Annotated in this window: 26 protein-coding genes and 2 pseudogenes; 16 read left to right on the forward strand and 12 right to left on the reverse strand. The window is 61.0% G+C overall.

Annotation, left to right across the window (positions count from 1 at the left end):
- Positions 1-3 precede the first annotated feature (3 nt).
- The 9 genes from trbJ to NKH83_RS10340 form a co-directional block, all read right to left on the reverse strand.
- On the reverse strand, positions 4-729 hold the full coding sequence (gene trbJ, locus NKH83_RS10300; protein ID WP_352594742.1) for a P-type conjugative transfer protein TrbJ: 726 nt from the start codon (positions 727-729) through the stop codon (positions 4-6).
- Positions 726-3,176 (reverse strand): conjugal transfer protein TrbE, encoded by a 2,451-nt coding sequence (trbE, locus tag NKH83_RS10305; protein WP_352803785.1) that lies wholly within the window; start codon positions 3,174-3,176, stop codon positions 726-728. The genes trbJ and trbE overlap by 4 nt, the downstream gene beginning before the upstream one ends.
- Positions 3,170-3,442, reverse strand: a complete 273-nt coding sequence (locus NKH83_RS10310) for a VirB3 family type IV secretion system protein (protein WP_352803788.1) — start codon at positions 3,440-3,442, stop codon at positions 3,170-3,172. The genes trbE and NKH83_RS10310 overlap by 7 nt, the downstream gene beginning before the upstream one ends.
- Entirely contained in the window at positions 3,442-3,750 is a 309-nt protein-coding gene (locus tag NKH83_RS10315; protein ID WP_352547795.1) for a TrbC/VirB2 family type IV secretion system protein, read from the reverse strand. The genes NKH83_RS10310 and NKH83_RS10315 overlap by 1 nt, the downstream gene beginning before the upstream one ends.
- 11 nt (positions 3,751-3,761) lie before the next feature.
- Positions 3,762-4,730 carry a P-type conjugative transfer ATPase TrbB gene (gene trbB, locus NKH83_RS10320; RefSeq protein WP_352467841.1) on the reverse strand — a complete coding sequence of 323 codons (969 nt, stop codon included), beginning with the start codon at positions 4,728-4,730 and terminating at the stop codon, positions 3,762-3,764.
- Positions 4,727-5,140: a CopG family transcriptional regulator gene (locus NKH83_RS10325; RefSeq protein ID WP_352547797.1), complete on the reverse strand. Its 414-nt coding sequence runs from the start codon at positions 5,138-5,140 to the stop codon at positions 4,727-4,729. Before NKH83_RS10325 ends, trbB begins: the two co-directional genes overlap by 4 nt.
- Before the next feature lie 120 nt (positions 5,141-5,260).
- A complete protein-coding gene (locus NKH83_RS10330; protein ID WP_352803793.1) occupies positions 5,261-7,288 on the reverse strand; it encodes a conjugal transfer protein TraG in 2,028 nt (675 codons plus the stop codon).
- 425 nt (positions 7,289-7,713) lie between these two features.
- Positions 7,714-7,956, reverse strand: a complete 243-nt coding sequence (locus NKH83_RS10335) for a GcrA family cell cycle regulator (RefSeq protein ID WP_352473685.1) — start codon at positions 7,954-7,956, stop codon at positions 7,714-7,716.
- A 311-nt stretch (positions 7,957-8,267) separates the two neighbouring features.
- A complete protein-coding gene (locus NKH83_RS10340; RefSeq protein ID WP_352457940.1) occupies positions 8,268-8,501 on the reverse strand; it encodes a hypothetical protein in 234 nt (77 codons plus the stop codon).
- Between the two features lie 273 nt (positions 8,502-8,774).
- On the opposite strand from NKH83_RS10340, the gene NKH83_RS10345 reads away from it, so the two are divergent.
- Complete coding sequence (locus NKH83_RS10345; RefSeq protein WP_023722567.1) at positions 8,775-8,993, forward strand: KTSC domain-containing protein; 219 nt, start codon at positions 8,775-8,777, stop codon at positions 8,991-8,993.
- 487 nt (positions 8,994-9,480) lie between these two features.
- On the opposite strand, the gene NKH83_RS10350 is transcribed toward NKH83_RS10345, so the two are convergent.
- The gene (locus NKH83_RS10350; RefSeq protein ID WP_352473687.1) at positions 9,481-9,783 is read right to left on the reverse strand and encodes a hypothetical protein; all 303 of its coding nucleotides are present in this window, start codon (positions 9,781-9,783) and stop codon (positions 9,481-9,483) included.
- A 176-nt stretch (positions 9,784-9,959) separates the two neighbouring features.
- Here NKH83_RS10350 and NKH83_RS10355 point away from each other — a divergent pair, with 176 nt between their 5' ends.
- The 4 genes and pseudogenes from NKH83_RS10355 to NKH83_RS10365 all read left to right on the forward strand — a co-directional run bounded on the left by NKH83_RS10355 (position 9,960) and on the right by NKH83_RS10365 (position 12,471).
- The gene (locus tag NKH83_RS10355) at positions 9,960-10,298 is read left to right on the forward strand and encodes a hypothetical protein (RefSeq protein ID WP_352457937.1); all 339 of its coding nucleotides are present in this window, start codon (positions 9,960-9,962) and stop codon (positions 10,296-10,298) included.
- A gap of 1,070 nt (positions 10,299-11,368) precedes the next feature.
- Positions 11,369-11,522 (forward strand): annotated as a pseudogene (locus tag NKH83_RS10360) (diguanylate cyclase); the annotation flags it as partial.
- Between the two features lie 143 nt (positions 11,523-11,665).
- Complete coding sequence (locus tag NKH83_RS31615) at positions 11,666-11,878, forward strand: hypothetical protein (protein ID WP_502895030.1); 213 nt, start codon at positions 11,666-11,668, stop codon at positions 11,876-11,878.
- A 308-nt stretch (positions 11,879-12,186) separates the two neighbouring features.
- A complete protein-coding gene (locus NKH83_RS10365) occupies positions 12,187-12,471 on the forward strand; it encodes a DUF982 domain-containing protein (protein WP_023680323.1) in 285 nt (94 codons plus the stop codon).
- A gap of 849 nt (positions 12,472-13,320) precedes the next feature.
- Here the strand turns inward: NKH83_RS10365 and NKH83_RS10370 are convergent.
- Positions 13,321-14,178 (reverse strand): alpha/beta fold hydrolase, encoded by an 858-nt coding sequence (locus tag NKH83_RS10370; protein ID WP_352778304.1) that lies wholly within the window; start codon positions 14,176-14,178, stop codon positions 13,321-13,323.
- Positions 14,179-14,431: 253 nt separating this feature from the next.
- Here NKH83_RS10370 and NKH83_RS10375 point away from each other — a divergent pair, with 253 nt between their 5' ends.
- The 6 genes and pseudogenes from NKH83_RS10375 to NKH83_RS10405 all read left to right on the forward strand — a co-directional run bounded on the left by NKH83_RS10375 (position 14,432) and on the right by NKH83_RS10405 (position 18,701).
- The gene (locus tag NKH83_RS10375) at positions 14,432-15,481 is read left to right on the forward strand and encodes a YihY/virulence factor BrkB family protein (RefSeq protein WP_352706213.1); all 1,050 of its coding nucleotides are present in this window, start codon (positions 14,432-14,434) and stop codon (positions 15,479-15,481) included.
- Positions 15,482-15,529: 48 nt separating this feature from the next.
- A pseudogene (locus NKH83_RS31620) lies at positions 15,530-16,074 on the forward strand (transposase); the annotation flags it as partial.
- Positions 16,075-16,311: 237 nt separating this feature from the next.
- Positions 16,312-16,659: a hypothetical protein gene (locus NKH83_RS10390; RefSeq protein ID WP_352457932.1), complete on the forward strand. Its 348-nt coding sequence runs from the start codon at positions 16,312-16,314 to the stop codon at positions 16,657-16,659.
- Between the two features lie 4 nt (positions 16,660-16,663).
- Positions 16,664-17,059: a phage holin family protein gene (locus NKH83_RS10395; RefSeq protein WP_352706221.1), complete on the forward strand. Its 396-nt coding sequence runs from the start codon at positions 16,664-16,666 to the stop codon at positions 17,057-17,059.
- Positions 17,056-17,940, forward strand: coding sequence for a hypothetical protein (locus NKH83_RS10400; RefSeq protein WP_352803802.1), 885 nt, complete (start codon positions 17,056-17,058; stop codon positions 17,938-17,940). Before NKH83_RS10395 ends, NKH83_RS10400 begins: the two co-directional genes overlap by 4 nt.
- The gene (locus NKH83_RS10405) at positions 17,937-18,701 is read left to right on the forward strand and encodes a hypothetical protein (RefSeq protein ID WP_352803805.1); all 765 of its coding nucleotides are present in this window, start codon (positions 17,937-17,939) and stop codon (positions 18,699-18,701) included. The genes NKH83_RS10400 and NKH83_RS10405 overlap by 4 nt, the downstream gene beginning before the upstream one ends.
- Positions 18,702-19,410: 709 nt before the next feature.
- On the opposite strand, the gene NKH83_RS10410 is transcribed toward NKH83_RS10405, so the two are convergent.
- Positions 19,411-19,920 (reverse strand): ferritin-like domain-containing protein, encoded by a 510-nt coding sequence (locus NKH83_RS10410; RefSeq protein ID WP_352457928.1) that lies wholly within the window; start codon positions 19,918-19,920, stop codon positions 19,411-19,413.
- A 142-nt stretch (positions 19,921-20,062) separates the two neighbouring features.
- Between NKH83_RS10410 and NKH83_RS10415 the strand changes: the two genes are divergently transcribed.
- From NKH83_RS10415 to NKH83_RS10435, 5 genes are all read left to right on the forward strand, one after another.
- A complete protein-coding gene (locus tag NKH83_RS10415; RefSeq protein ID WP_023680339.1) occupies positions 20,063-20,254 on the forward strand; it encodes a hypothetical protein in 192 nt (63 codons plus the stop codon).
- A 320-nt stretch (positions 20,255-20,574) separates the two neighbouring features.
- Entirely contained in the window at positions 20,575-20,928 is a 354-nt protein-coding gene (locus NKH83_RS10420) for a hypothetical protein (protein ID WP_352706230.1), read from the forward strand.
- 998 nt (positions 20,929-21,926) lie between these two features.
- Positions 21,927-22,097, forward strand: a complete 171-nt coding sequence (locus tag NKH83_RS10425; RefSeq protein WP_352803809.1) for a hypothetical protein — start codon at positions 21,927-21,929, stop codon at positions 22,095-22,097.
- Complete coding sequence (locus NKH83_RS10430) at positions 22,094-22,309, forward strand: hypothetical protein (protein WP_352803811.1); 216 nt, start codon at positions 22,094-22,096, stop codon at positions 22,307-22,309. The genes NKH83_RS10425 and NKH83_RS10430 overlap by 4 nt, the downstream gene beginning before the upstream one ends.
- 395 nt (positions 22,310-22,704) lie before the next feature.
- Positions 22,705-22,992, forward strand: coding sequence for a hypothetical protein (locus tag NKH83_RS10435; RefSeq protein WP_352706232.1), 288 nt, complete (start codon positions 22,705-22,707; stop codon positions 22,990-22,992).
- The last annotated feature ends 346 nt before the right edge of the window (positions 22,993-23,338 follow it).

Consider the following 23,338-nt stretch of genomic DNA (forward strand, 5'->3'; position numbering starts at 1 on the left):
TGATCAGTTGCCGGGATAGGCCGTACCGGTGCCCAGGAAACGCTTCGTCGTCTCGCGGGCGGCTTCCTCGGACTGCGCCTTGCGGGCAGCATCTTCGGCTTCAGCCCGGAACTGGGTCGCGAGCAGCGTCTGGATCTGGATCTGCTGCTTGGTCGAAAGCGCGATCAGCTGATTGGTGGCCTGGCTTGCCTCAAGGGCACCTGCCGCGCCCTGACTGCGGTTGACGAGATCGGTAAGCAGGTCGCCGTCGGCCCGCACGTTCTCCACGATCTGCGACTGCGCGCTCATGGTTTGGCGGAACGCCTGCATGGCGTTTTGCCAGCGCTCGCGCGCGGCGCTCGCCACATCGCTGACCTTGATTGTGGCGTCGTAGCTTTCCGGATATTGCAAACGCCACTGGTTCTGAAGCTTGTCGAGATCGAAGCTCAGGCCGCTGGCCTGGGTCATCAGGCCGTCGATCCGTTGGAGCGAACCTGTGAGCTGGCCGACGGAAGAAAAATCCAGGCGCTGAAGGTTGCGCGCCATGTTCTGCAGCATGGTCGCCTGGTTCTGAAGCGACTGGATCTGGTTGTTTATCTGCTCCAGGGAACGTGCCGCTGTCAGCACGTTCTGCGCATAATTCGACGGATCGAACACGATTAGGGCGTGGGCCGGCTGGACGTAGTCGGCCATCGGTTTTGCGATTAGGGAAACGGTGATCAGGCTGGTGAGAAGGCGGCGCCGCATCATGACGATTGCTCCTTGTCTGGTTGAGGGAATTGCTGGAGAAGCTCGGCAGCCCAATCGAGGCCGCGCGCACTCAGGAACCGGGAGGCAAAGCTGTCCTGCCCGTGCTCTGACAGGACGCTGTCGATCAAAGCTTGCGTGGCCGGATCAGAGGCGCCGCAGAGCGCAAGAGCGATCGGGCCGAGCCCGAGCTCGAAGAGGCGGTTGCCGCGGCGCGACTGCAGATAATACTGGCGCTTCGGTGTGGCACGGGCGACCAATTCGATTTGTCGCTCGTTCAGGCCGAAGCGCTCATAGGCTGCCTGCACCTGCGGTTCCACGGCACGGTCATTGGGAAGAAAAATGCGCTGTGGGCAGCTCTCGATGATTGCCGGCGCGATCGACGAGGCAGCGATGTCTGCAAGTGACTGCGTGGCGAAAATGACGGAGACGTTCTTCTTTCGCAGCACCTTCAGCCATTCGCGGATGCGGGCGGCAAAGAGCGGGTTGTCGAGATAGACCCAGGCCTCGTCGAGCATGAGCAGTGTTGGCCGGCCGTCGAACCGCTCCTCGAGGCGATGGAAGAGATAGGTGAGCACCGGCAGCACGGCGCCTTCCTGGTGCATCAGCTCTTCGGTCTCGAAACACTGCACATCCGACAAAGCCAGCCGATCTTCATCGGCATCGAGCAGCCGGCCGAAGGGACCGTCGAGCGTGTAGGGCATCAACGCGGCCTTGAGCCCATTGGACTGAAGCAGAACCGACAGGCCCGTCAGCGTGCGTTCCTGCACCGGCGCAGTGGCAAGGCTGATGAGTGCCGACCAGATCGCCTCCTTTACGTCCGGCGTAACGGTGACATTCTCATGGGCAACGAGGCCGGCGATCCATTCCGCCGCCCAGCTGCGAGTAGCCTGGTCGCCGATATTGCTCAGTGGCTGGAAGGCAAGCGCACCATCCGCGCCCAGCGCGTGGTGTTCTCCGCCCATGGCCAGTGTTGCCGCACGAGCCGAATTGCCCTTGTCGAAGACATAGACCTGCGCCCCGGCATAGCGTCGAAACTGCAGAGCGACTAGCGCAAGCAGAACCGACTTGCCGGCACCGGTCGGCCCAACGACCAGCATGTGGCCGACATCGCCAACGTGGGTGGAAAGCCGAAACGGTGTCGACCCATTGGTCTCTGCGAAGAGAAGCGGCGGGGATTCGGTCCCAGTCACGTTGGCGAGATGCTCGTTATCCACCGGACCGGCCCACGCCGACGACAGCGGCATGACATGGGCAAGATTCAGCGTGTGAACGAGCGGCTGGCGAACGTTAGCGTAGACATGACCGGGCAACGAGCCGAGCCACGCCTCGACCGCATTGATGCTTTCACGGATCGTGGTGAAGCCGAGCCCATTGACTATGCGCTCAATCGCTCGGAGCTTTTCCGCGGCGGCCTGTCGGTCCTGGTCCCATACCGTCACCGTTGTGGTGAGATAGCCGAAGCCGACGTGATCGCCGCCCAATGCCTGAAGGGCGGCATCCGCATCGAGCGCCTTGTTGTCGGCGTCACTATCGACGAGAGGGACGGGTTCGTTGGTCACGACCTCGCGCAGGATGGCTGCGACCGATTTGCGCTTGGCAAACCACTGACGGCGCAACCGGGTCAGTGTCTTTGTGGCTTCCGTCTTGTCGAGCGGGATGAAGCGCGTCATCCAGCGGTAGGCGAAATCCTGATGGTTGAGCGCGTCGAGGATCCCTGGCCGGGTGACGTTCGGGAAACCAAGGATGGTGAGGGTGCACAGATGCTGCTCACCCAGCATCGGCTCCAGGCCGCCGGTAAGCGGCGCGTCAACCAGAACACCGTCGAGATACATTGGCGTTTCCGGCATGGCGACCGGATGGCGGTAGGTTGAGATTGTGCCGTGCAGATAGGTTAGCGTCTCGGCATCATCGAGGGCGCGCACTTCCGGCATGAAGCCGGACAGCAAATCCAGGACGCGGTCGGTCTCGTCGCGAAACCACGCCAGCTCCTGGCGCCAGTCTCTAGCCCCTCCCGAGTGATGCGAGTCGACCAGTGCGCTTTCCGCCCGCGCCTGGCCATCTGGCGCCGGCATGAAGACCAAGGTCAGATGATAGCGACTCTCGAAGTGCGCGACCTTGCCCTCGAAGGCCGCGCGCCGTTCCTCATCGACCAGCCATGAGGCAGCATCGGGAAAAGCCGAGCTCGGATAGCCCAGCGCTTCAACGCGCTCGGCCTCGAAAAACAACCCCCATCCGGAGCCCAACCTTCGTAGCGCATTGTTGGCTCGTGCGCAGATGCCGACCAATTCGGCTTCGGTCGCGCTTTCAAGGTCGGGGCCACGGAACCGGAAGGTTCGCTGGAAGCTACCGTCTTTATTGAGCACGATGCCGGGCGCGACCAAAGCGGCCCAGGGCAGATGATCGGCAAGCCGATCGGCTTTGCCGCGATACTCCGAAAGGTTTAGCATGCAAGCCACCCCGTCAGGCGAAGATGACGGACAAGCACGCTGGCGAAGTCCGGATCGCGGCGAGCGGCAAAGACCGCGAGCGTGTGGCCGGCGATCCAGAGCGCCAGTCCGGCGATCCACTGCTGCAGGCCAAGGCCTATTGCCGCGGCCACCGTGCCGTTGAGGATCGCCACCGCTCGCGGCGCGCCGCCCAGCATGATCGGCTCAGTCAATGCCCTGTGAACGGCGACTTCGAAACCCTCGATATGCTGCTCTCCGGTGGCCATCAGACGAGTGCCCCGCCGCCGAAGGAGAAGAAGGAGAGAAAGAAGCTCGATGCCGCGAAGGCGATCGACAGGCCGAAGACAATCTGGATCAGCCGGCGAAAACCGCCTGCCGTGTCACCGAAAGCAAGGGTCAGGCCGGTGGTGATGATGATGATCACCGCGACGATCTTGGCGACCGGTCCCTGCACCGACTCAAGGATCTGCTGCAGCGGCTGTTCCCAAGGCATGCCGGAGCCCGCTGCGTGGGCCGGGAGGGTGAGAAGAAACGCGAGCGCGGTGGACGAAAGGAAGCGAAGCTTCTTGAGCATGAGGTGACCTTTCAAAACTGCTGGAGTTGCGGAAGCGTGAGCGGGGTGACGGCGTAATCACCGCTGCTGTCGAGACCGGTGACCTCAGCGATCGCGTCAATGCGGCGCGAGGATCCGCGCCCAGCGATGAAGACGATCAGATCTACCGCATCAGCGATGAGGCGGCGGGGAACGGTGACGACGGCTTCCTGGGCGAGCTGCTCGATACGGTAGAGAGCGGAGCGCGCCGAATTGGCGTGAACCGTCGCGATGCCGCCGGGATGCCCGGTGTTCCATGCCTTCAGCATGTCCAGGGCTTCCGCGCCCCTGACTTCGCCCACGATGATGCGGTCGGGTCTGAGCCGCAGGGTCGAGCGCACGAGATCGGCGAGCGTGACCGACCCCCGCCTCGTCCTCAAGGCAACGCAATCCTTCGCCGCGCATTGCAGTTCGCGCGTGTCCTCGATCAGGATCACCCGCTCGTCGCAATCGGCGGCTTGTGCCAGCAGCGCATTGGCAAGTGTTGTCTTGCCCGACGACGTGCCGCCGGCGACCAGGATGTTGCGCCGCTCGCGGACCGCCTTCTTCAGCGCATCGGCCTGCAGCGGCAGCATGACCCGGTCGGCGACATAGTCGGCCAACGTGTAGAGTTTCGCCGCAGGCTTTCGGATGGCGAAGCATGGCCCCAGCACGACAGGCGGCAGCAGACCCTCGAAGCGCTCGCCCGATGGCAATTCGGCGCTGACAATCGGATTGTCAGCATGCGCCTCGGCGCGCACGTGGGAGGCGACCAGGCGGATGATGCGTTCGGCCTCAGAAGGATGCATGTGCACGCCGGTGTCGACCCGGCCTTCACCCAACCGGTCGAGCCGCAGCGCACCGTCGGGATTGACCATCACCTCAATGACGGTCGGATCGGCAAGGGCTTCGGTGATCGCCGGACCCATGGCGGTGCGCAGCATGACGCGGCGGCGATGGTCGGCTTCCGGATGAGAACTCATCCTTCCCCTCCCCTGCGATCGTCGGTGCCAAGTGACCGTTTCCCGGAAGCGATTTGGCGGCCGACCTGTTCGACGAATTTGTCGAAGCGCTCCTGGGCAATCGCTTGCGTGGCCCTGTCCGGCACCGGCGTGTGAGCATGAAGCGTGATCGAAAAGCGGATGAAGAGCGCCAGGCTCTCCAGGATCATCTCGACATCGCGCCTGACATGTCCGAGGTCGCGGGAAAGACGGTCGAGCCTCTTGCCGTAGCGCTGGTCGAGTTCATTCTCCCCACGCCGCTCGATAAAGGTCTCGACCGCGTGCGCCACAATGGCCGATTTGGTGGTCGATGGATTGCGGCTGAGGTTCTCCAGCTTCTGGCTCAACTCGGGTTCAAGCAAAAACTGGTGACGAATGCGGTGGGGCTTCATGCTGCTCGTTCCCTCTGACCGGCGCTGATGCACCGGCGACGGGAACGAGCATCGTCGAGATCCTCGAAATCGCTTACGGCCGTTATCTACGCTGAGATGCGCCCGCGTATGGCGCGCCGTTCAGAAGCCGGGCACGATGTCCTTGTCGTCGCCCATTCCCTCGTTGAGGCCGTACGCACGTGCGGCGGTGGAAATCCGATCCATGACGCGCTTGTCGGCGAGCGTCTCGCAGTCATCGTCTGCGGGCGTGAACAGATCGCCCTGATCAGGCTCCTGGACGACGAGGGTCCGTTCTTCGCGCAGGCCCGGATGGCGCTGCTGCTGGACACCTCCGTCTTCGATTGCCGCGCCGGCACTGTCGTCGTCGCCAGCAAGACGCCGATCCACGCCGCGCACCTGTCCGCTCCAATCGTCCGGGCGCGACGTGGGCCGATCCGCGTAGGCACCGTCGCGCAGCACCGGCGAAGGCAGCACTCGCTCCGTGAAATTCGGATCCTGGTAATAACGCAACTTCTTGGCGCGAATCGGCGGCAATCCCGAAACCAGGATTAGCTCGTCAGCCTGCGGCAACTGCATCACCTCACCCGGCGTCAGCAGGGGGCGAGCGGTCTCTTGGCGGCTTACCATGACGTGGGACAACCAGGGCGCCAACCGATGGCCGGCATAGTTGCGCATCGATCTGAGTTCCGTCGCGGTACCGAGCGCGTCCGAGATGCGTTTGGCCGTGCGCTCGTCATTTGAGGAAAAGGCAATCCGCACATGGCAATTGTCGAGAATGGCGTTGTTCTCGCCATAGGCTTTGGAGATTTGGTTCAACGATTGCGCTATCAGATAAGCGCGGATGCCGTAGCCTGCCATGAAGGCGAGCGCAGTCTCGAAGAAGTCGAGCCGACCGAGCGCCGGAAATTCATCCAGCATCATCAGGAGCTGATGCTTGCGGCTCTTCTTTGGATCCCCCTCCAGGCGCTCGGTCAGCCGCCGGCCGATTTGATTGAGCACCAATCGCACCAGGGGCTTAGTGCGCGAGATATCCGACGGCGGCACGACCAGATACAGCGACATCGGTCGCTCGGCATCCACAAGGTCGGCAATGCGCCAGTCGCAGGCCGATGTTGCCGCGGCCACCGTTGGATCACGATAGAGCCCGAGAAACGACATGGCGGTCGAGAGAACGCCTGAGCGCTCGTTCTCTGACTTGTTCAGCACCTCACGAGCCGCCGAGGCCACGACCGGATGGACCTGAGGCTTGTCCACCGTGCCGAGGTGGTTTGTGGTCAGCATCCGCTGCAGTGTCGCAGCGAATGAGCGTTGCGGGTCCGACAGGAAGGTGGCGGCACGGGCGAGTGTCTTTTCCTCTTCGGCGTAGAGCACGTGCAAGATGGCGCCAACTAGGAGTGAATGACTGGTCTTCTCCCAATGGTTCCGCCGCTCCAGCGCGCCTTCCGGATCGACGAGAATGTCGGCGATGTTCTGAACGTCGCGGACCTCATCTGGACCTTTGCGCACTTCCAGCAGCGGGTTGTACCGCGCCGATCTCGGATCGGTCGGATTGAACAAGAGACAGTGCGAGAACTTCGACCTCCAGCCAGAGGTCAGCTGCCAGTTCTCGCCTTTGATGTCGTGAATGACGGCCGAGCCGGTCCAGGAAAGAAGGGTTGGAACAACGAGTCCGACGCCCTTGCCCGAACGTGTCGGCGCAAAGGCCATGACGTGTTCCGGTCCGTCATGGCGCAGATAGCGATAATTCAGTTCGCCAAGGAAAACGCCGGCCGGCTGAAACAGCCCCGCCTTCTCGATCTCCAGCTTCATGGCCCATCGTGAGGACCCATAGGTGGTGACCAACCCCCGCTGCCGTGCGCGCCAGAGGGACCCAGCTATCGCGGCGGCACAGCCCAGGAACCCGCTGGCTCCGGCAAGTATGCCAGCCTTGTCGAAGACTTCAGGCGCATAGGCGTCAAATTGGAACCACCATTCGAACAGTTTCCACGGCTGGTAGATCGGCCAGCCGACTGTCACAAACCATGGCGCGCCCAGTGGCGGCTGATAGGAGAGCATGTGGGCGCACCATTGGGTTGCAGTCCACACGCCAAGAATGACAATTGCGAATACGACAGCGATCTGCCCAATCAGCAACTTCGTGGGTGTCAATGGCTTGCTCCGCTCTTCTGGGCAGACGGACCAAACATCGCGCCGAGCGATGAGAATTCGAACGGCCGCTACGTGCGACTAGGTGCGATGACAAGGTTGATAGGCATTGTTCAGCTGCGAACAGCAAAAATCCGCCGCAGCAACCGATCGGCGGTGCCAGGTACGCGGTTTGGTCGCAGAAGATGTTGGGGCTTCAGGCGCGGGCACATTGAAGATGTGCTGACAGACAAACCTTTGGAGCCGACGCGTTTGTGCGATTAGCGAGCTGAAGGGCTCGGCGAGAAGTCGTCGTTCTCAATCGGGCGACGGGGATACATCGGCGAAGACGGCATAAGGCAGGATGGGCCAGACCGAGCCGACGGCAAGGTCGTAGCCAAGGCCTTGGAGCGCATAGCGCCTGGCCGGGAGGCCGCCGCCAGTCAGGCTTACGCGGCGCGTCGTTGAGCGAGGTGAAGACCCGAACGGGCTCGACGAGGGTCCACGGCGGTCACAATGTTGTGGTGGTGATCGCAGTAGACGCGATCCGGCGAAGTTGGCCCAGCACAAAAACGATAACCGCCAGGTACAGAAGCGTCTTCGCTCACCGGGAAGCGGCACTGATAGAGGCCTAGCTGAATGAGGGGGACGTCTCTCGAAGTTGGTCTGATATTTTCAGGATTTTCAGGCATGATGGTTTCCTAGTTCGTAGCAATTACCAGCTGACGGCCGCAGTGCGACCCGTCGGGACGAGCTTCTCTCGTTTTGGAGGGCTATGGGTCACCATATGGTGTTGGTAGCACCATCAATGAAGCCCTACGCCCTGCTTCTGAAGCCAATAGTTTGCGACTTAAGGCCACACGCGGACGCATTAGCAATCTACCATCGTGTCCCCGAGGCACTCGCCCGCCGCGGTTTGCCGGCGGCGGGGTGGCACTGGCTTGTGGGGCCCTAGGCCCACTCGCGGCGCTCGCACTCGATCTCGGTGCGGGTTTGCCGTGTCTCATCGCCCTGTCAGCGCCTTGCAAATGAGCGAAACCAAGCTGTCGCGCGCTCGCTCGTGGAGTGCGCCTTTCGGCCGCCATGCAAGGAAATCATCAACGCTCATCCAATCAGCCGGGTTTGTGTCGGCGTCTGGCTGGCTGAATTCCACATACAGATGCAGTTCGTCCGGCACGAAGACGACCCTCCACGATCCTTTGATGTCATTGGCAAGGTTATAGGCGAGGACGGCCATGGCGGGGCACTCCTTTCGCCGTGGAGCGTGCCTATCTCACGGGAAAATTCCATCGCCAGAAGTTGGTATTGACGCTCCCGCTTTCTCAGAAATCCAACGTCCGCATGATGCCGAAAGGTGCGGCTAGCTTTTTGTGTATCCTGGTTGGAACACGGGACCGCCGCGCAAGTTCGGTGCACGCAGCCATTCCTCCCCTCCAGGTATTGCTGCAGATCGGTATCCCGATCGGCCCGCGCTCCCCCGCAAGGGCGCGGGCCTCGGCCTGTGGTGCTCATGCCATCTACTTCGATCCGCAAGATGGAATATGATCTGGATAGAAGGACCCTCTCGGTGTGGTTCGTCGCCAGCGGCAAGCGGTACGAGTTTGAGGGGGTACCGCCGGAAACCTTTGCCGCGTTCCGGGCCGCGTTCGCCAAGGGCCGCTATTTCAACGACCACATCCGCAACAATTTCCGGTACCGTCTGGTTGCGAGCGATAGCGACCCGGGATGACTTGACCTGCCGGCGGCTCAATCGTCCTGTCGCTCCAACCGGCGGTTGTGGACGCGTTGCCGCCGTTGCGCTTAGGGTTGGTTACGGTCCGCGCTCACTTGGCAAGCCCACCCCGCATCCCCCCGCCTGGTGCAAAGCGTTTGATCGGTCCCGCCGTTCTGGCAGTGCGGCGGGACTTTTTTGCGGTCCAGGTGGAACATCGGCGCGCGGGGAAGGCGCGGTGCACGCAGCACCCTTTTCTCATCCAACGTACGTCGGTGGCGCGCTGAAGGGTCTCAACGTCGGTCTGCCGCCGGAGCTCAACTAGCTGGACTATTGCTCGACCGGAAGCGGCTCGTGCTGCGGCTCAGCGTGGTGGAACACCTGTCCAAGATCGCGCGCGTCGAACGTTTGGCCGCAGACTGGGCAGTAGACCAAGTGCTTCGACTCGTCCTCTACCGGCCCGTCATGCGGCCTGCCCTCATAGCCTGTCGCGATGTTGTCGGTTCTAATCCGGGGCAACGACAAGTGCCTTTCGTCGTTTTGGCGGCCGATATTTCTCCATTAGCCGGACCTTGTCACGGTCGACCGTGACCAGCGGCCCGAGGTCGATAGTCACGGTGTCCTCGTCGATGCGCGTGACCTCGCCTTTCAGGTCGATTTGCTGGCCTCGGTTCACCTTGGTGTGGTCGATGATGGAATGTGGGAAGTCGTAACCTGGGATCGAGACCCTTACGCGGTCCTCTGTTACCCGCGTCAGAACCCTGGCCGTAATCGCCACCTGGTCACCAATGCCTATTCTCCGAGCCATGCCATGGATTCTGGTGCGGGCAGTGTCTTCTTCAAGAGGCCTCTAATATACGCCGGCCATCCTAAGGCTGACCTACGACCAGAGTTACAAAAGTTGAACTTCACCGGGGAACACTCCTTCTGTCTGCCTGTTCAATTTGCCAGGCGCATCCCGCGCATTCAGACAGGAGAAAGAAGATGAAACGCATCCTTTTGGCTTCGGCCGTGCTGGCGGTGTCGGCCGGGCTTTCCTTTGCCCAGACGACGAGCGGAACTTCGAGCGGAACCTCGACCACCACAACCATGCCCAGCACGACGGATCAGGGCACCGGCACGACGAGCAGCGGGACCAACATGTCCGGCGATCAGGGCACCGACACGACCACCACCAGCGGCACCACAAATCCGAACTCGGCCAGAGACTGCGCGCCCGGCCAGCAGACTGGCAGCGCTCAGCAGGCGGCGCCTGGTCAGCAGGACACGACAGCCAACACCGCCGCGCCGGGCCAGGTGAAAAAGACCGACGAAGGTTGCTGATTGGCACATCGGCTCAGGTTGGGAATCACCAGCGTGTGGCTGGCTGATCTCCCCCGACCACCGCCTGAACTCAACTCGGCTGGCGAGCAAGTTCCCGCCAGCTCAACGTTCTGATGCTGAAAATACTGGACCAGATCTATGCGGTCTCACCGTTAGCGCCAGCGAAGCGACGACACCGGGGCGGGACAGGCGGGGCCGCTACAGCTCCAGGCTTGTCTTCCCGGTGCGCACGGCGTCGACGACTTCGCGCATCGAGTCGAGGACGAGCTGCCGACGATCCGCATGCGGATCAGCAACTCAGGGTCGATCGAGGGACGGCCGACCGGGCAGGCCGCACCCTAATACCCAAGCGGAAAGGCCACGCCCACGCCTGGACACGGCCAGTGTATATCGGCGGGCTGCTTGCCAATGAGCTCTAGTGATGTCGAGCGCCCGCTGCGCCGATATGAGCGTGGAGGCCACGAACAGGCGTATCAAAGGTCTGGCCTGATCGCGCCGGCTGATGATGCGCATAAAGGCCTGGGGGCCAGGCATCAGCGGCTCGGCCGTCGCCACGATCTCGGCCTGCCGCCACTTGTAGAAGGGCGCCAGATACTGGCGGATGGCCTTTAGCGTAGCGTCATGCTGGAGCGCCAACGGATCGGGATCGATGCCGTCAAAGGCGACAAGACCAAGTACCCAGGACGGAAGCCAGCAGCGATGGGGAAGCGCGACAAGATCGTGAAGTTGGATGCCGAGGGCATGACCAGAACAGCGATAGCCAAAGGAACTGGGGGTCAGTGAGCGGAGCGTTTATCCGGCGCTTCAGGGGACCGGTGAGCGCCTATAGGTGACCACTAGGACTACGAGGCGAATTAGGCCCCACCAGACTATGAAACGCTCCTCTCCTAAGCTGACCCGCGCTCTTCCGTATCTTGACCCTCAGCTTCAGACGCCTGTCGAGGAAGTGTTCGACGCTGGCCATCACCCGTGCGCCCGCACGCTCGCTGCGAACATAGAGGGCAGTCGTCGGCGTAGCGAACGAAGCAGTGCTTGCGTCGCTCCAGTTCCTTGGCGAGTTCGTCCAGCATTCCGACTTTGAAACATGGCTGATTTCCACACAGTCGCGGCGGGGCAAGACCGGCTTTTAAGCGGTTGAGACGGATCATGGATGGTCGCTGGCTCTGGATGACGGAAACGGATCAAAACGACGGCTGGATGCTCTGCATAGCCAACGAGATCACAATCTGCGGCTTCGGAAGCGAGGCTAGTCTCCATGACGTCAGGGCACGCCGCCGCTTCCGGTCTGCCAGTCTGGCGCATGTGTCAACAGTTCCGAGCCGAAGCACTGCACCGCCCTCCCAGCCAAAGAAAGTTGGCTCGCCCGACTGGCAGAAGAAGGCCTCGATGCTTCGCGCCTTCGCGGGGCCGTCAGCCAGACCATCGCCGGTGAGCCGCCGAAGGAACGTGGCATCCTTGCCGCGCTGCGCCGATCCCGCTGCCGGAGCCGATCTCCAGGTCAAGATCTGATGCGACATCTGCTCGATACAAACCGCCTCGGAGCCCCTGCTCTAAAGGACGGCCCAACGAAACGACCATAATCTTTTCATCTCCTCCCTCACAGCCGTCGAATTCGTCGCGGTGTGCTTGAGAAGCCGTCGGGCAAGCGGCGTGACGAGCTCGAAAAATAGTTCGCGGCGTCGGACGGTGCACAGATGCTTTTTGCCGGCCGGGTCCTGTTGTACGACGAGAGGATGGTCCGGCTAGGCAAAGTGCCGGGCCCAAGGAGAGCCAGCTCAGCCTCAATCGAATCGGCCAGCGGTTCTTTGAATTCGCGGTAATCCACATTCATGCAACCACTGCCCTTGTCTTCGCGTTTAGCTGCGTTCAATCGTGGGGAGCGACAAGAATGCGGGCCTTCAGTCCAATTACAATCTGCCTCAATCGCAACCTGACCGTGGTCGCGTCCATAGCCGACGCAATGAAGGTGCTTCAGCAACCATGGCCTAGAATGGGAAAGCCGGGGCGGCTCAACGCGATCCGAATGGTCGAGGAGTCCCTCGCCGGGCATTGCAGCCAGCAAGCTGCGCTCGAGGCCTTCAAGGCGGCGGCGGCTGAACAGGGACTCCTTAGAACAAGAGGGACCACCGCAGGTCTGGGGAAAATTGCGCGGATGGTTGAAGATCTGATGTGAGGTCATGCCGGCCTCGCTAACACTGAAGAGCCGCCCCACTTGAAGCCCGAAATACTGCCTTCTCCCGCGGCAGCCGAAACGCCTCAAACGGGCTATTAGCCTGGACGTGAGAAGGCCCTGGCTTCGTCCGGGACAGCCAGGACCCAAGTCGCGGCGGTGGCAACTAATCTGGTGGTGGCCGTCAGATGGTTCAGCCAGGTCGGCACGAGAACCGAAGATAACCGGGACTGTGCCGGCGTCGGCATTCGCAAAGAGGGGCACTCTGCATCGTTCTCGATGGCTAATCAGCAGGAAGGAACGTCTTGGCCTCTTTGGCAGCAGCCTCGAAGGCCTGACGGACCTCCACCGGGGTCAGCCGCCCCTAAAATGCGTCGGCGCAGGACTGGATCGCCAGCTTCCACTTCGGTCCCCTCTTCGGCCACTTCATGTTCCTCGGCGGCTCCCTTGACGTGGCTCACCCCGTAGGTGAGCCCAGGTCGGTTGGCCCTGACGTAGACCGGAGGGGATAACCAGTAAAGTGCCATGAGGGGGAACTTAGGCGGGAAGAGCCCGTTGACCAACCCAGCTGTAGGCGCGGATAGGGGAACGATGTAGGCCCCTCGCGGGTTTAGAGGTTGCAGCGGTCGTTCTTCGGATGTGCAGCCGCTGTGGCGGGGGTCCGTCGCCTCTCCTTGCTGGCGGCGGGCTCCGCAAAGCGCGGTGTTGGTCGGAGACAAGGGAACCTTATACCGCAATCCAACTTAGCTAGTTGTAATGTCCCCTCCTCTTTTGCAGCAGCCAGGAATGCCCTGCAGGCCTCCTCCGGCTCCATCTGACGCTGCCCCCAGTTTCTATCCATTTTTGAGTTCCTCAGCCCTCCAGGAACGCCAGAAGCGCCGCATTCACCTCGTTGCTCTCTTCGCGTTGAACCCAATGCGTCCCCTTCTCGAAAGTCTGCAGGCGGCCATCGTCGCAAAGGGCGAGACTGCGCTTGGCCAGCCCGGATTCCAGAGCCTGGTCCCGCATCCCCCAGATTACAAGAGTGGGCGTCGTGATCCGCTCCTTCAGGCTCGGGCGAAAGCGCAGGGCGCGATACCAGTTGAGCATGTTGGTCAGCGCCCCCGGCCGCTCCCAGGCCTGCCGATATTCTGCAATCTCCTCTTCTTCGAAGGCGCCTGCCCGGCTGGATGTCCTGAGTGCTCGTGCGAGCAAGGCCGAGCGGCGCGCACCCAAAACGGCTTCGGGCAGCAAGGGGATCTGGAAGAAAACCGCGTAGCTGCTCCGCAGAAACTGCGTCGGAGATCGCTGGGCATGGGTAAACAGCACCTCGGGATGGGGCGCATTCAGGATGACGAGCTTGTCCAGGCGATGAGGCAAGTTTGCCCCGGCGGCCCAAGCGACGATGCCGCCCCAGTCATGGCCGACGAGGTGAAACCTTCCGATGCCGAGCGCGTCGGCCAGGGCGACGACATCGCCGAGGAGCTTGGGGAGCGTGTACTCGTGGATGCCCTCGGGCTTGTCGCTGGTGTTGTAGCCCCTCTGGTCGGGAACGATGACCCGATATCCGGCGGAAGCGAGCGTACGGATCTGCCGTCTCCAGCCGATCCAGAAGTCCGGGAACCCGTGCAGGAGCATGACCGGCTTACCCTCGGCAGGCCCGGCCTGAACGACATGAAGCCGAATGCTTCCGGCGTTGACGAACTGATGTTCAGGCGCGAGTGAGATCATGGCTGGTAACGTGGGTGTCGTTAAAGTGATCCAGCGCAATGAGGATTTAGATCAGGCTGCGTCGTCCCGACAACATGCACGCTCAGCCGTCGCATCCTCCGCCAGATGGGCATGGGAGCCGAAGGGCCAAGTGGGGATGGCGCAGGTGTTGGTACAGGCGGCGGATCTTTATTTGTAAGCGCAGGTCTGCACCTGCATCCTTTGGCGCTATTATACGTTTGCCCCGCGAAGAAGATGCTCCGGACCGGCGGCCATGTCGAAGAAAACAACCGAGGACGCTTACGAAGGTCAAGTGCAACTTGAGCGGCGGGCCGAACGGGAGAGCCGCGGACGCAATGCCGAATGGCCGTCAGAGATTCCCAGCCGCGGCTGGAAGGACGTGCTGTGGCGGGTCTTCGCTGAGCTCACCGAGGACCGTGTTATGCTTATCGCGGCCGGGGCCGCATTCTATCTGCTTCTTGCCCTCTTTCCAGCACTTGCCGCCTTCGTGTCCATCTACGGTTTCGTCGCCGATCCTCAGACCATCGCTGAGCACATTGCGTTCCTTGGCGGCGTACTGCCTTCGGGAGGTCTGGATATTATCAGATCTCAGCTTGCGTCCTTGGCCGCTCAGAAGGCTGGCGCGCTCAGCTTCGGCTTCATCTTCGGCCTTGCCGTCGCACTGTGGAGCGCCAGTAACGGCATAAAGACGCTATTCGAAGCCATGAACATCGCCTACGAGGAGAGTGAAAAGCGCGGCTTCATCCACCTGAATCTCCTGGCCTTGGGCTTCACACTTGGCGCCATCCTCATTGGTATCGGCTTTATCATCTCGGTGGGGATTGTGCCGGCCATGCTTGTGCTGCTGAACCTCGGCGGCTGGACCGAAGCCCTTGTGCGGATCTTTCGGTGGCCGATGATGCTGATCATGGTGGGCGTCGGGATCACGCTGATTTACCGCTACGGACCCAGCCGGGAAAGGGCAAAGTGGCAATGGGCGACATGGGGCGCCTTCCTCGCCGCTGTGGTCTGGATCGCAGTCTCGATAGGCTTCTCCTATTATCTTGAAAACTTCGCCAACTACAACGCCACGTATGGAGCTCTTGGGGCAGTCATCGGCTTGATGATGTGGACTTGGATTTCTGTGATTATCCTGGTTGTAGGTGCGGAGCTGAATTCCGAGATGGAGCATCAGACAGCGATGGACACCACCACAGGTGCGCAGCAGCCGATGGGTGCGCGAGGTGCCACGGTCGCCGACACACTGGGCGGACCGGCCGATGCCGCCGACCAGCAGTCGCGTTTGGACGAGCGCAACGCGTAGCGCGCAGATCAATTTGCACGCCATCGTCAAGCGGCTGCAGCCGAGCGTGAGCAACGGCTCAAGGCGCTGGTCGCCCGGCTTGCCCAGGTGACTGGCGATCTCACCATCCAGAAGCAACGCAAAAGCATCGTCGCCGATGCCGAAACCTCGCCAGCCTCGACGAGGTTCATTGTTCTGCTCAAGCGTCAGAGCCGCCGACTTGAAGGGCGAGATCGCTCGCTACTCGACGACGATCCGCTGTGGGCCTGTCTCGATCAGGTCTTCGGTTCGGTCAAGGGCCCCGCGTACTCCTGATGGCCGAGTTGTCCGAGATTGACACCTTTCCAATAAGGCCATCGCCAAACTCGTGGGCTTGGCGCCGATCGCCAATGACAGCGGCAGACGCAGCGGTCGAAGACCGGTGCGCGGCGGCCGTAAAGGTCCGCGCTCCATCCTTTTCCTCATCGCGCTCACCGTCGCCAGATATGATCCCCCCGCGCCTTCAGACAGGAAAGGAAAAGATGACTATTCGCATTGCGCCCGCCCGCAAGCTACCCATCATTCCCAATGCAAAAGCACGCGATGCGCGCCACGAGTTCGCAAACGCAACTTGACACCCCAGATAGTCACTCATTGGGAACCAACGTGCCTTACCTCCGTTTGCTCCTCGAATGGAGGAAACCATGAACAACCGGAATTCTGAACGGCGTCCCCCGACTGCGGTAAGAGCTGGTGACGGTACCTCGGAAGACATAGGAGCGACCGTAAGCGGCACGTTATCCAAAGCGTCCGACATAGCGCAAGGGGCAGCGGAAACCGCCAAACGGGCGGCCGTTGGTGGCGCGTCCACCGTGACCAATCAGGTGAAGGAGATGTTGGACCGTCAGGTCGGCAGCGGCGCCGAGGTGATGGGCCAACTGGCGAGTTCGACCAAGCGTGCGGCCGAGGACCTCGACGCAAACGCACCGATAGTCGCTGGGGTCGTGCGCACCTTCGCGAATAGGCTTGATGGATACGCAGACGACCTGCGAGACAGGTCCGTCGATCAGCTGGTTCTTGCAGCGTCCGATTTGGCGAGGCGCAAGCCGGGTTTGGTGTTTGGGCTGGCCGCCGTAGCGGGCTTTTTGACGTTCCGCACACTGAAGAGCGCGCCTCCCGCACCAGAGTCCAACAAGGGAAGGCGGCAGGGAGCGAACTGATCTGATGGCACAGGAACAACTGAAGAATTCGCCTCTCCCTCAAGCGCTGTCGGCAGTGTTGGCGGACGTCGCGGACCTCTTTCAAAAAGAGTTGCGCCTGGCGCATGCGGAGCTGTCCGCCAACGTCTCAACGAAGCTCCAAGCAGGTGTGTGGATGTCTGCTGCTGGCGGGCTGGGAGTGGTCGCCGCTCTGCTTCTAGTGCAAGCCCTCGTACTTGGAATAGCCAGCTTAGGGATGGCCCTGCACTGGTCGTGTCTGATCGTCGCGGCCGCAACGGCCCTCGCCGCTGGTTTCGCCTACTATCGGGGCCGCGCTGATGCGCAAAAAGAACTTCTGCCGACACACTCCATAAGCCAAATAAAGCAGGATATTGCGACAACCAAGGAGCAATTAACATGAGCCGCAATTCACAGGTCCAGGATTTTGGAACGAAAGAATGGCTTCTCAGCTCCGCTAGGAACAATCCCGAAGGCCTTCTGCTCGTCGCAGCAGGGTGCGCGCTGCTAATGCGCAGCCGCAGTTCAAGTGCCGGGCATCGCGAGCAATCCCGTGCAACCGACGGGCGCCAAAATGCTCCGCACGTACGCACCGCCAGCGGCGGGGCGTCCAAAGCGCAGGAAGAGGCTAGCGAGACAGCAGAGGCCATGCGCGACAATTTAGCCGGCATTGGGGAGAAGGTGAGTGAAACCGCAAGTCAGTACGCATCATCCGCCGCGTCATACGCAGAACAGGCCGGTCGCTCCGTATCCGAGAAGTCAGGGCGCGTGGTGCAGCAAGCCCAATCAACGTTGCAAGACACGATTGGCCGCATGGTGGAAGAACAGCCATTGGCTTTTGTTCTGGCCGGCTTCGCAGCTGGTGCCGCTATAGCTGCTGCTTTGCCGGCCAGCGATGTCGAGAGGCGCACGCTCGGCCCAGCAGGAGAGCGATTGACGGATGCTGCTGAAAAAGCTGGGGAACGCTTGAAGTCCTCGACAGCAAAGGCGGGCGAACGGCTCAAAAGCGCCGCCGAGGAACATGGGCTGAATTCGGACGGCCTGAAGGAGGTCGCAAGGGACGTTGCGGGCGCCTTTGGAAGCGCCTTGTCAGAAGAGCAATCAAGTGAACCCGTGCAGCCGCCTTCGCCAAGCCCAAGTGGATCGAGCGGTTCATCCACTCCGGCCGCCAAGCTGCAACCGGGCAGCGCCCCCCCTTCGGAAGGAATAACGGCCAAATCGCAGCGGTCGGGCAACGCTCGGTCGAGCAAACCTGCCCGCCCCGGTGGCAAGAGAGATTTATGATGGCCGATCCGCAACTTGAGCATCTTGAATACGAAGTTGAGGCTGCCCGGGCTAAGCTCGCCGAGGACTTGTCGACACTTCGGTCGCCAAACACGCTCTCCGAATTTACCGATGATTTGAAACACGAAGCGCTTGAGGCAAAGGATGCGCTGGTGGAGAAAGCAAGAGCCTCAATGCAATCGGTGGCGCAGGCGATTATTGACGATCTCAAGGCCAAGGCGGCTGCCAATCCGAGCGCTGCTTTGGCGATTGGGGCCGGTTTGGGGTGGCGTTTCCTCCGCCATCCGCCGATCGCAACTGCACTCGTCGGAGCGGGATTAATCAGCTTGTTGCGGACCAATTCAGCCCGGCCACCCAGCGAGCAGCAGGTTGATCACCTATCGTACGCCAAGGAGCGCCTGAAGGAGCAATCTAGCGATTTGGCGGAAAGCGTCAGTGATTTCGCTCTTGAAACGGCTGGCAAAATAAAACGCGAAGCTGCCGAGTTGACCGGCGTGGCCAAGGAAACTGTTAAAGAGAAGACAGAACGTCTGGCTGCGGGTATCCGCCATAGCGGCGTTGGGCCGCACCAGGGCGAGACTGTCGCAAAAGCATCCGCACCCTTCGATGAAGCTTCGTTAGCTGTTCAAGACGCATGGGGCAATGAGCATACCGAGGACAAACTCCTTCTGGCGGCGGCGGGTTTGGCAGTCGCCGCGGCTGTCGGCTTTGCCTATCAACGACGTCTGAATGAGCAGATGGACACCGACCGAACTGGATGAGCGTAGACAGAGGTCATTGCAGAGAAACAGTCGTCCTGAAGGCAAAGTATGATGCCGCGCTCACATTTATCGAGTCCCGACGAGTTCAGCCATCGGATTGCATATTCTGGAACCACGGACGGCGCGATGACGATGCGCACGGCGGAGAAGATCGGACAAAGCGGTCAACCCCTTCGAGCATGATGATCGTCGGCCGGTCGGTCACGGCCTTCAGCGAAACCGCCAGCGACCGGCTGAAGCGGAATTCACCCCGAAAACCGTGCAAGTGCTGCCGACCCCATAACGTGAGCGCAACGGCGCGCTCTGTCCGCTGTCAGGACGAACTTTCTTCGATCCGGCTTGGCGCTGCCGGTGCCCGCGCACGCACTGCTCAGTGATCAGGGACGAGTGTTCTCGGGCATTCCGCTATCGCGACCTCGTTTCGAACGTTTTAACACGCCCCCTCAAGCTTGATCTCGCCGAGCGCTGCGCTAGCCCTTCCGATCTTGGCTAGTGCCAATGCGTATTCGACCAGGCTTGCGCAGACGAACGCTTCAACTCTCTAAGTGACGACGCCGCAATATTAGCATCGCTCGTCGTTGCAATTTCTCGAAATGCGCAGCTCGACGACCGCCTGCTAGGCGTGTTCGTTGCCCAGCGTTCACGAAGGGGGACGCGCTAGCGGACGAATCCCGATCACCCAGTTCACGGTCACTACGTTCCTACCCGATCACCGCTTGGCGCTGTCGCTGTCCGCTTCGGCCCGCGCAAGGAACTGCTCGGTCGTCGAGGGAAGACGGGTTTTCAGCCAATCCGCCATCGCGACTTCCTCTCGCAGATTCTCTTCGCAAACCCGAAGAGCCTCCGTTTCGCCGAGCGATCGAGCAGCGGCAATCAGGATCGTGTAGGAGGCGATTTCCATGTGCTCGAACGTGTAGCTCGCGAGCGATCCTTTCATCACCTCGTCTCCAGCGAAGACGCCGCTCAGCGATTGCGCCATCGCCGTCAGCTTACCGCCAGCGTCCTTCATCGTGGATGAACCCTCGTCCATCTGATCGAGACAAGTCTTCAGCCGGGCAGCCTGCTGCTTCGTCTCGTCGAGGTGCTGTCGGATCCGGTCGCTCAGCTCGGGATAGTTCTCGATGCGACCCAACTGCCCGTTCAACATCGTTTCGGCCTGCTCTTCCATGGCATGGGCATCTCTAAGCCATTGGACAAACCATTCGCGGCTTTCTGACATCTCGAATCTCCTTTGCGATCTAAGGAAACTTTCAGAAGAGGACATTGTTCCGGAGTAGAGCCCGCCGAACGGGCCTTGACCGTCGCAGAGATCAGCGTCGTGGCGGGTCTCAATTCACCTCGCGAAAATGCTGCAGCGATGCGTGGAAAAGGCCAAGATCGCGGAAGATCGGCGCAAGGAAAACGGCCCGTGGACGCTCGCCGCTGCGCCGCTCCATCACAAAGTCCAACTGGCACTGGCCGCTTCCTGGCCATCCGACGCGGCGACATACGGCGACATATTGAAGGTCCCGCATGGCATACTGCGACCGCTGCATGTCGTTCCTGGCAAGTAAGAACGGCAAGCAGATGAAGCTACCAGCGCTCGGCGAAGCTGAAGTGGATTCTCGACGAGGCGCTGATCGCGGCCGCTGGCGCTCCGCATTGAGCCTTGTGCCTCACCGCGCCACCGCAGTCACAAGGAACGCGACGGCCTCTCCGCTCATTGATTGCTTTTCGACTCGAGCCGCCGTCATGAGGTTCTAATATACGCCGGCCATCCTAAGGCTGACCTACGACCAGAGTTACAAAAGTTGAACTTCATCGGGGAACACTCCTTCTGTCTGCCTGTTCAATTTGCCAGGCGCATCCGGCGCATTCAGACAGGAGAAAGAAGATGAAACGCATCCTTTTGGCTTCGGCCGTGCTGGCGGTGTCGGCCGGGCTTTCCTTTGCCCAGACGACCAGCGGAACTTCGAGCGGAACCTCGACGAGCGGAACCTCGACCACGACGACCATGCCCAGCACGACGGATCAGGGCACCGGCACGACGAGCAGCGGGACCAACATGTCCGGCGATCAAGGCACCGACACGACGACCACCAGCGGCACCACAAATCCGAACTCGGCCAGAGACTGCGCGCCCGGCCAGCAGACTGGCAGCGCTCAGCAGGCGGCGCCAGGTCAGCAGGACACGGCAGCCAACACCGCCGCGCCAGGCCAGGTCAAAAAGACCGACCAAGGTTGCTGATTGGCACATCGGCAAAGGTTGGAATCACCAGCGTGTGGCTGGCCAGTCTCCCCCGACCACCGCCTGAACTCAACTCGGCTGGCGAGCAAGTTGCCGCCAGCCGAGCATCAGTTGAGGAACCTTTGCGCTTGCTTGTGCTTTCAGTGGGCACGCCTGGCTTCTGTTTGCTTTCGGTCAGATAGATATCCGCCTGCTCGCGCATCTTGCCTGAAGGGAGCTGCGGCCGCGCTCAGAGGAGAGCCGCGCTGTATTGCCGATAGCGCTAGAGCGAAGAAGCCCTACGGCAACCGGCAGTTGGACTGACACCAAGTTGGCTCCGAGAGCGCTGGGAACAGCCTGGCACGGCACGTTGCTCAGTTTGGACCTTCGCAAAGGATGCATGGAATGGCGAAAGACGTTTCTCGCGAGGAAGAGCAACGCGGCACCGGAAAGGTCCTCATCTGGGGCGCCGCGATCGCCCTTGTTCTCTTTGTTGCCCTGCTGGCCATATTCGTTCTGGGGTAGTCCTGACTGCTGCAGCAGGATCTAACTTGGGTGCACGACGTTCTGAGCCTAGAGAGCTGCAGAGCCTACTTGGATCTTGAGCACCGTGGGGTTGAATGCAAGCTCCCGTGTGGTGCAACTGACTGCTAGGCTTTCGCGGTTTTGGTGTCCTCTTCGGTTTAGATGCCGCGGGCCGACGTCACAGCAAGTGCGGCCTTCAGGCGCTGCTCCCGAAGCCGCGGTCTTTGCGTCTCGTGCCGCACGCTCAATGTCGGTCAATCCTCGTGCAGCATCCGAGGCGCGCTCGTCTCTGGCTTGTCTTTCTTTCTCGGTAGGCAACTTCCTACACTCCGATGTGCCAGCACAGTCGGCTGTCGGCACCCAACCATGGTCGCCATATCGTATTCCACGCCAACAGAAAAAACCCGCCTCGACTGCCGCTGAGCGCGCGCATCCCCGCCTCTGGAACGCTTCAAATACTTTGCCGTTGTTAAAGGCACCTGCAGGAGCCAGGCATGAGAGTATTCCAACGAATTTTGCCGCTCGCCGTGTTCGCGTTGCAACTCTTTGCCGTGCAGTCATTTGCTCAGACCGAGCAGCAAGAATTCCGGGGCAAGGCGCATCATCGACAACCGAAGATGCCGAGGATGTCGGCGTCGACGTTTCGCTTGGCAGGCACGAAGTGAAACAGCAGATCGCACGGGAGCTTGGAATCTCTGAGGTGGAAGTGCCTCTGGCAGTTCATGTGCCTATCGAGCTCGCCAAGCGGGTCTCCGAGAAAGAGGTATTCGACGCACGCGCCAATGTGAACCGAAGCTGCACCGCGACGAAATACATCCCGGAAATTGCCGAAGCAGCACGAAATCGTCCGCAAACCTCTGCCGTTCCGGAGCAATAGGCGAAGACGAATACTATGGGATAAAGAAGGGGTGCTTGGCTACTCTGGGCGATCGACAAAGCGCCGCCCCGAAAGTGTGGAGCGCTTGCGCGTAAGTTTTCAGGCAGCGTCGATACCGCTTGGCTTCCCCAGAGGATGAATCAGTTTGGGGCCGTATGCTTCGACAAAAGGCGCACACCAGATTGCGAAGGCAACCTTCGACCGGTAGAGGCGGACACTGCTTGTTAGCAGCATCTTGATGATCGCCAAACTGACGAGCTTCTCTGGTCAGCATAGTAGCTTTTTGAGACTCCCGGCCCTTTTAGGTATACTTTCCCCTGACTGTCGGCAATTGTTAGGGCGTCGTCAGCTGTGAGCGACCATCGCGCTTCCGCCCCGATCGGGAGACAGCGCAGATGGAAACCTCGTTCAAGAACGAACTGTTGCGGCGCCTGAGCGCGCCGGATCTGACATTGCTGCAGCCTCACCTCGAAGGCCGTCACTTGGGACTGACGACGCACCTGGAGCAGGCCTCGGTCCCGATTGACACCGTCGATTTCTTCGAGAGCGGTCTCGGGTCAATGGTGGCGAAGCTTCGGGCTGAGGTCGAGGCCGAGGTTGGCCTTATTGGCTTTGACGGTATGACCGGATCAGCCCTGGTCGTGGGTGAGGACCGGTCCCCGCACGATTGCTTGTTCAATTGAAGGCTGAAGCTATTGCTATAGACGCGCGTTGGCGGATCGTTCTTATGGGCAGCCCGAGGCGGAATACATCCGACTGATCGGGACGCCCCGTTGCTCATGATGTCACCCGTGCTGCCCTCTCTCCCGTCGCTGACCACATTCGGGAGGTGGCGATTGGCACCTGTCAGGACGTTCTGGCAAGGGTTGTCCAACGGTATGAAACCGCAGTGTCGATTCAGGACAGGATCGTTGAACATTGCAAGGAGGTCGGATTAACACTGCAAGCAGATGAAGCTTTTTTGCAGGCCTTGTGGTTGTCGCTGGCGAAGGCCAGGACGGCCTTGGAGCGTGAGGTCCCCCCGGCACC

The sequence above is a fragment of the Mesorhizobium sp. M0909 genome (assembly GCF_040319515.1).
In the GTDB taxonomy this organism is placed as follows: Bacteria; Pseudomonadota; Alphaproteobacteria; order Rhizobiales; family Rhizobiaceae; genus Mesorhizobium.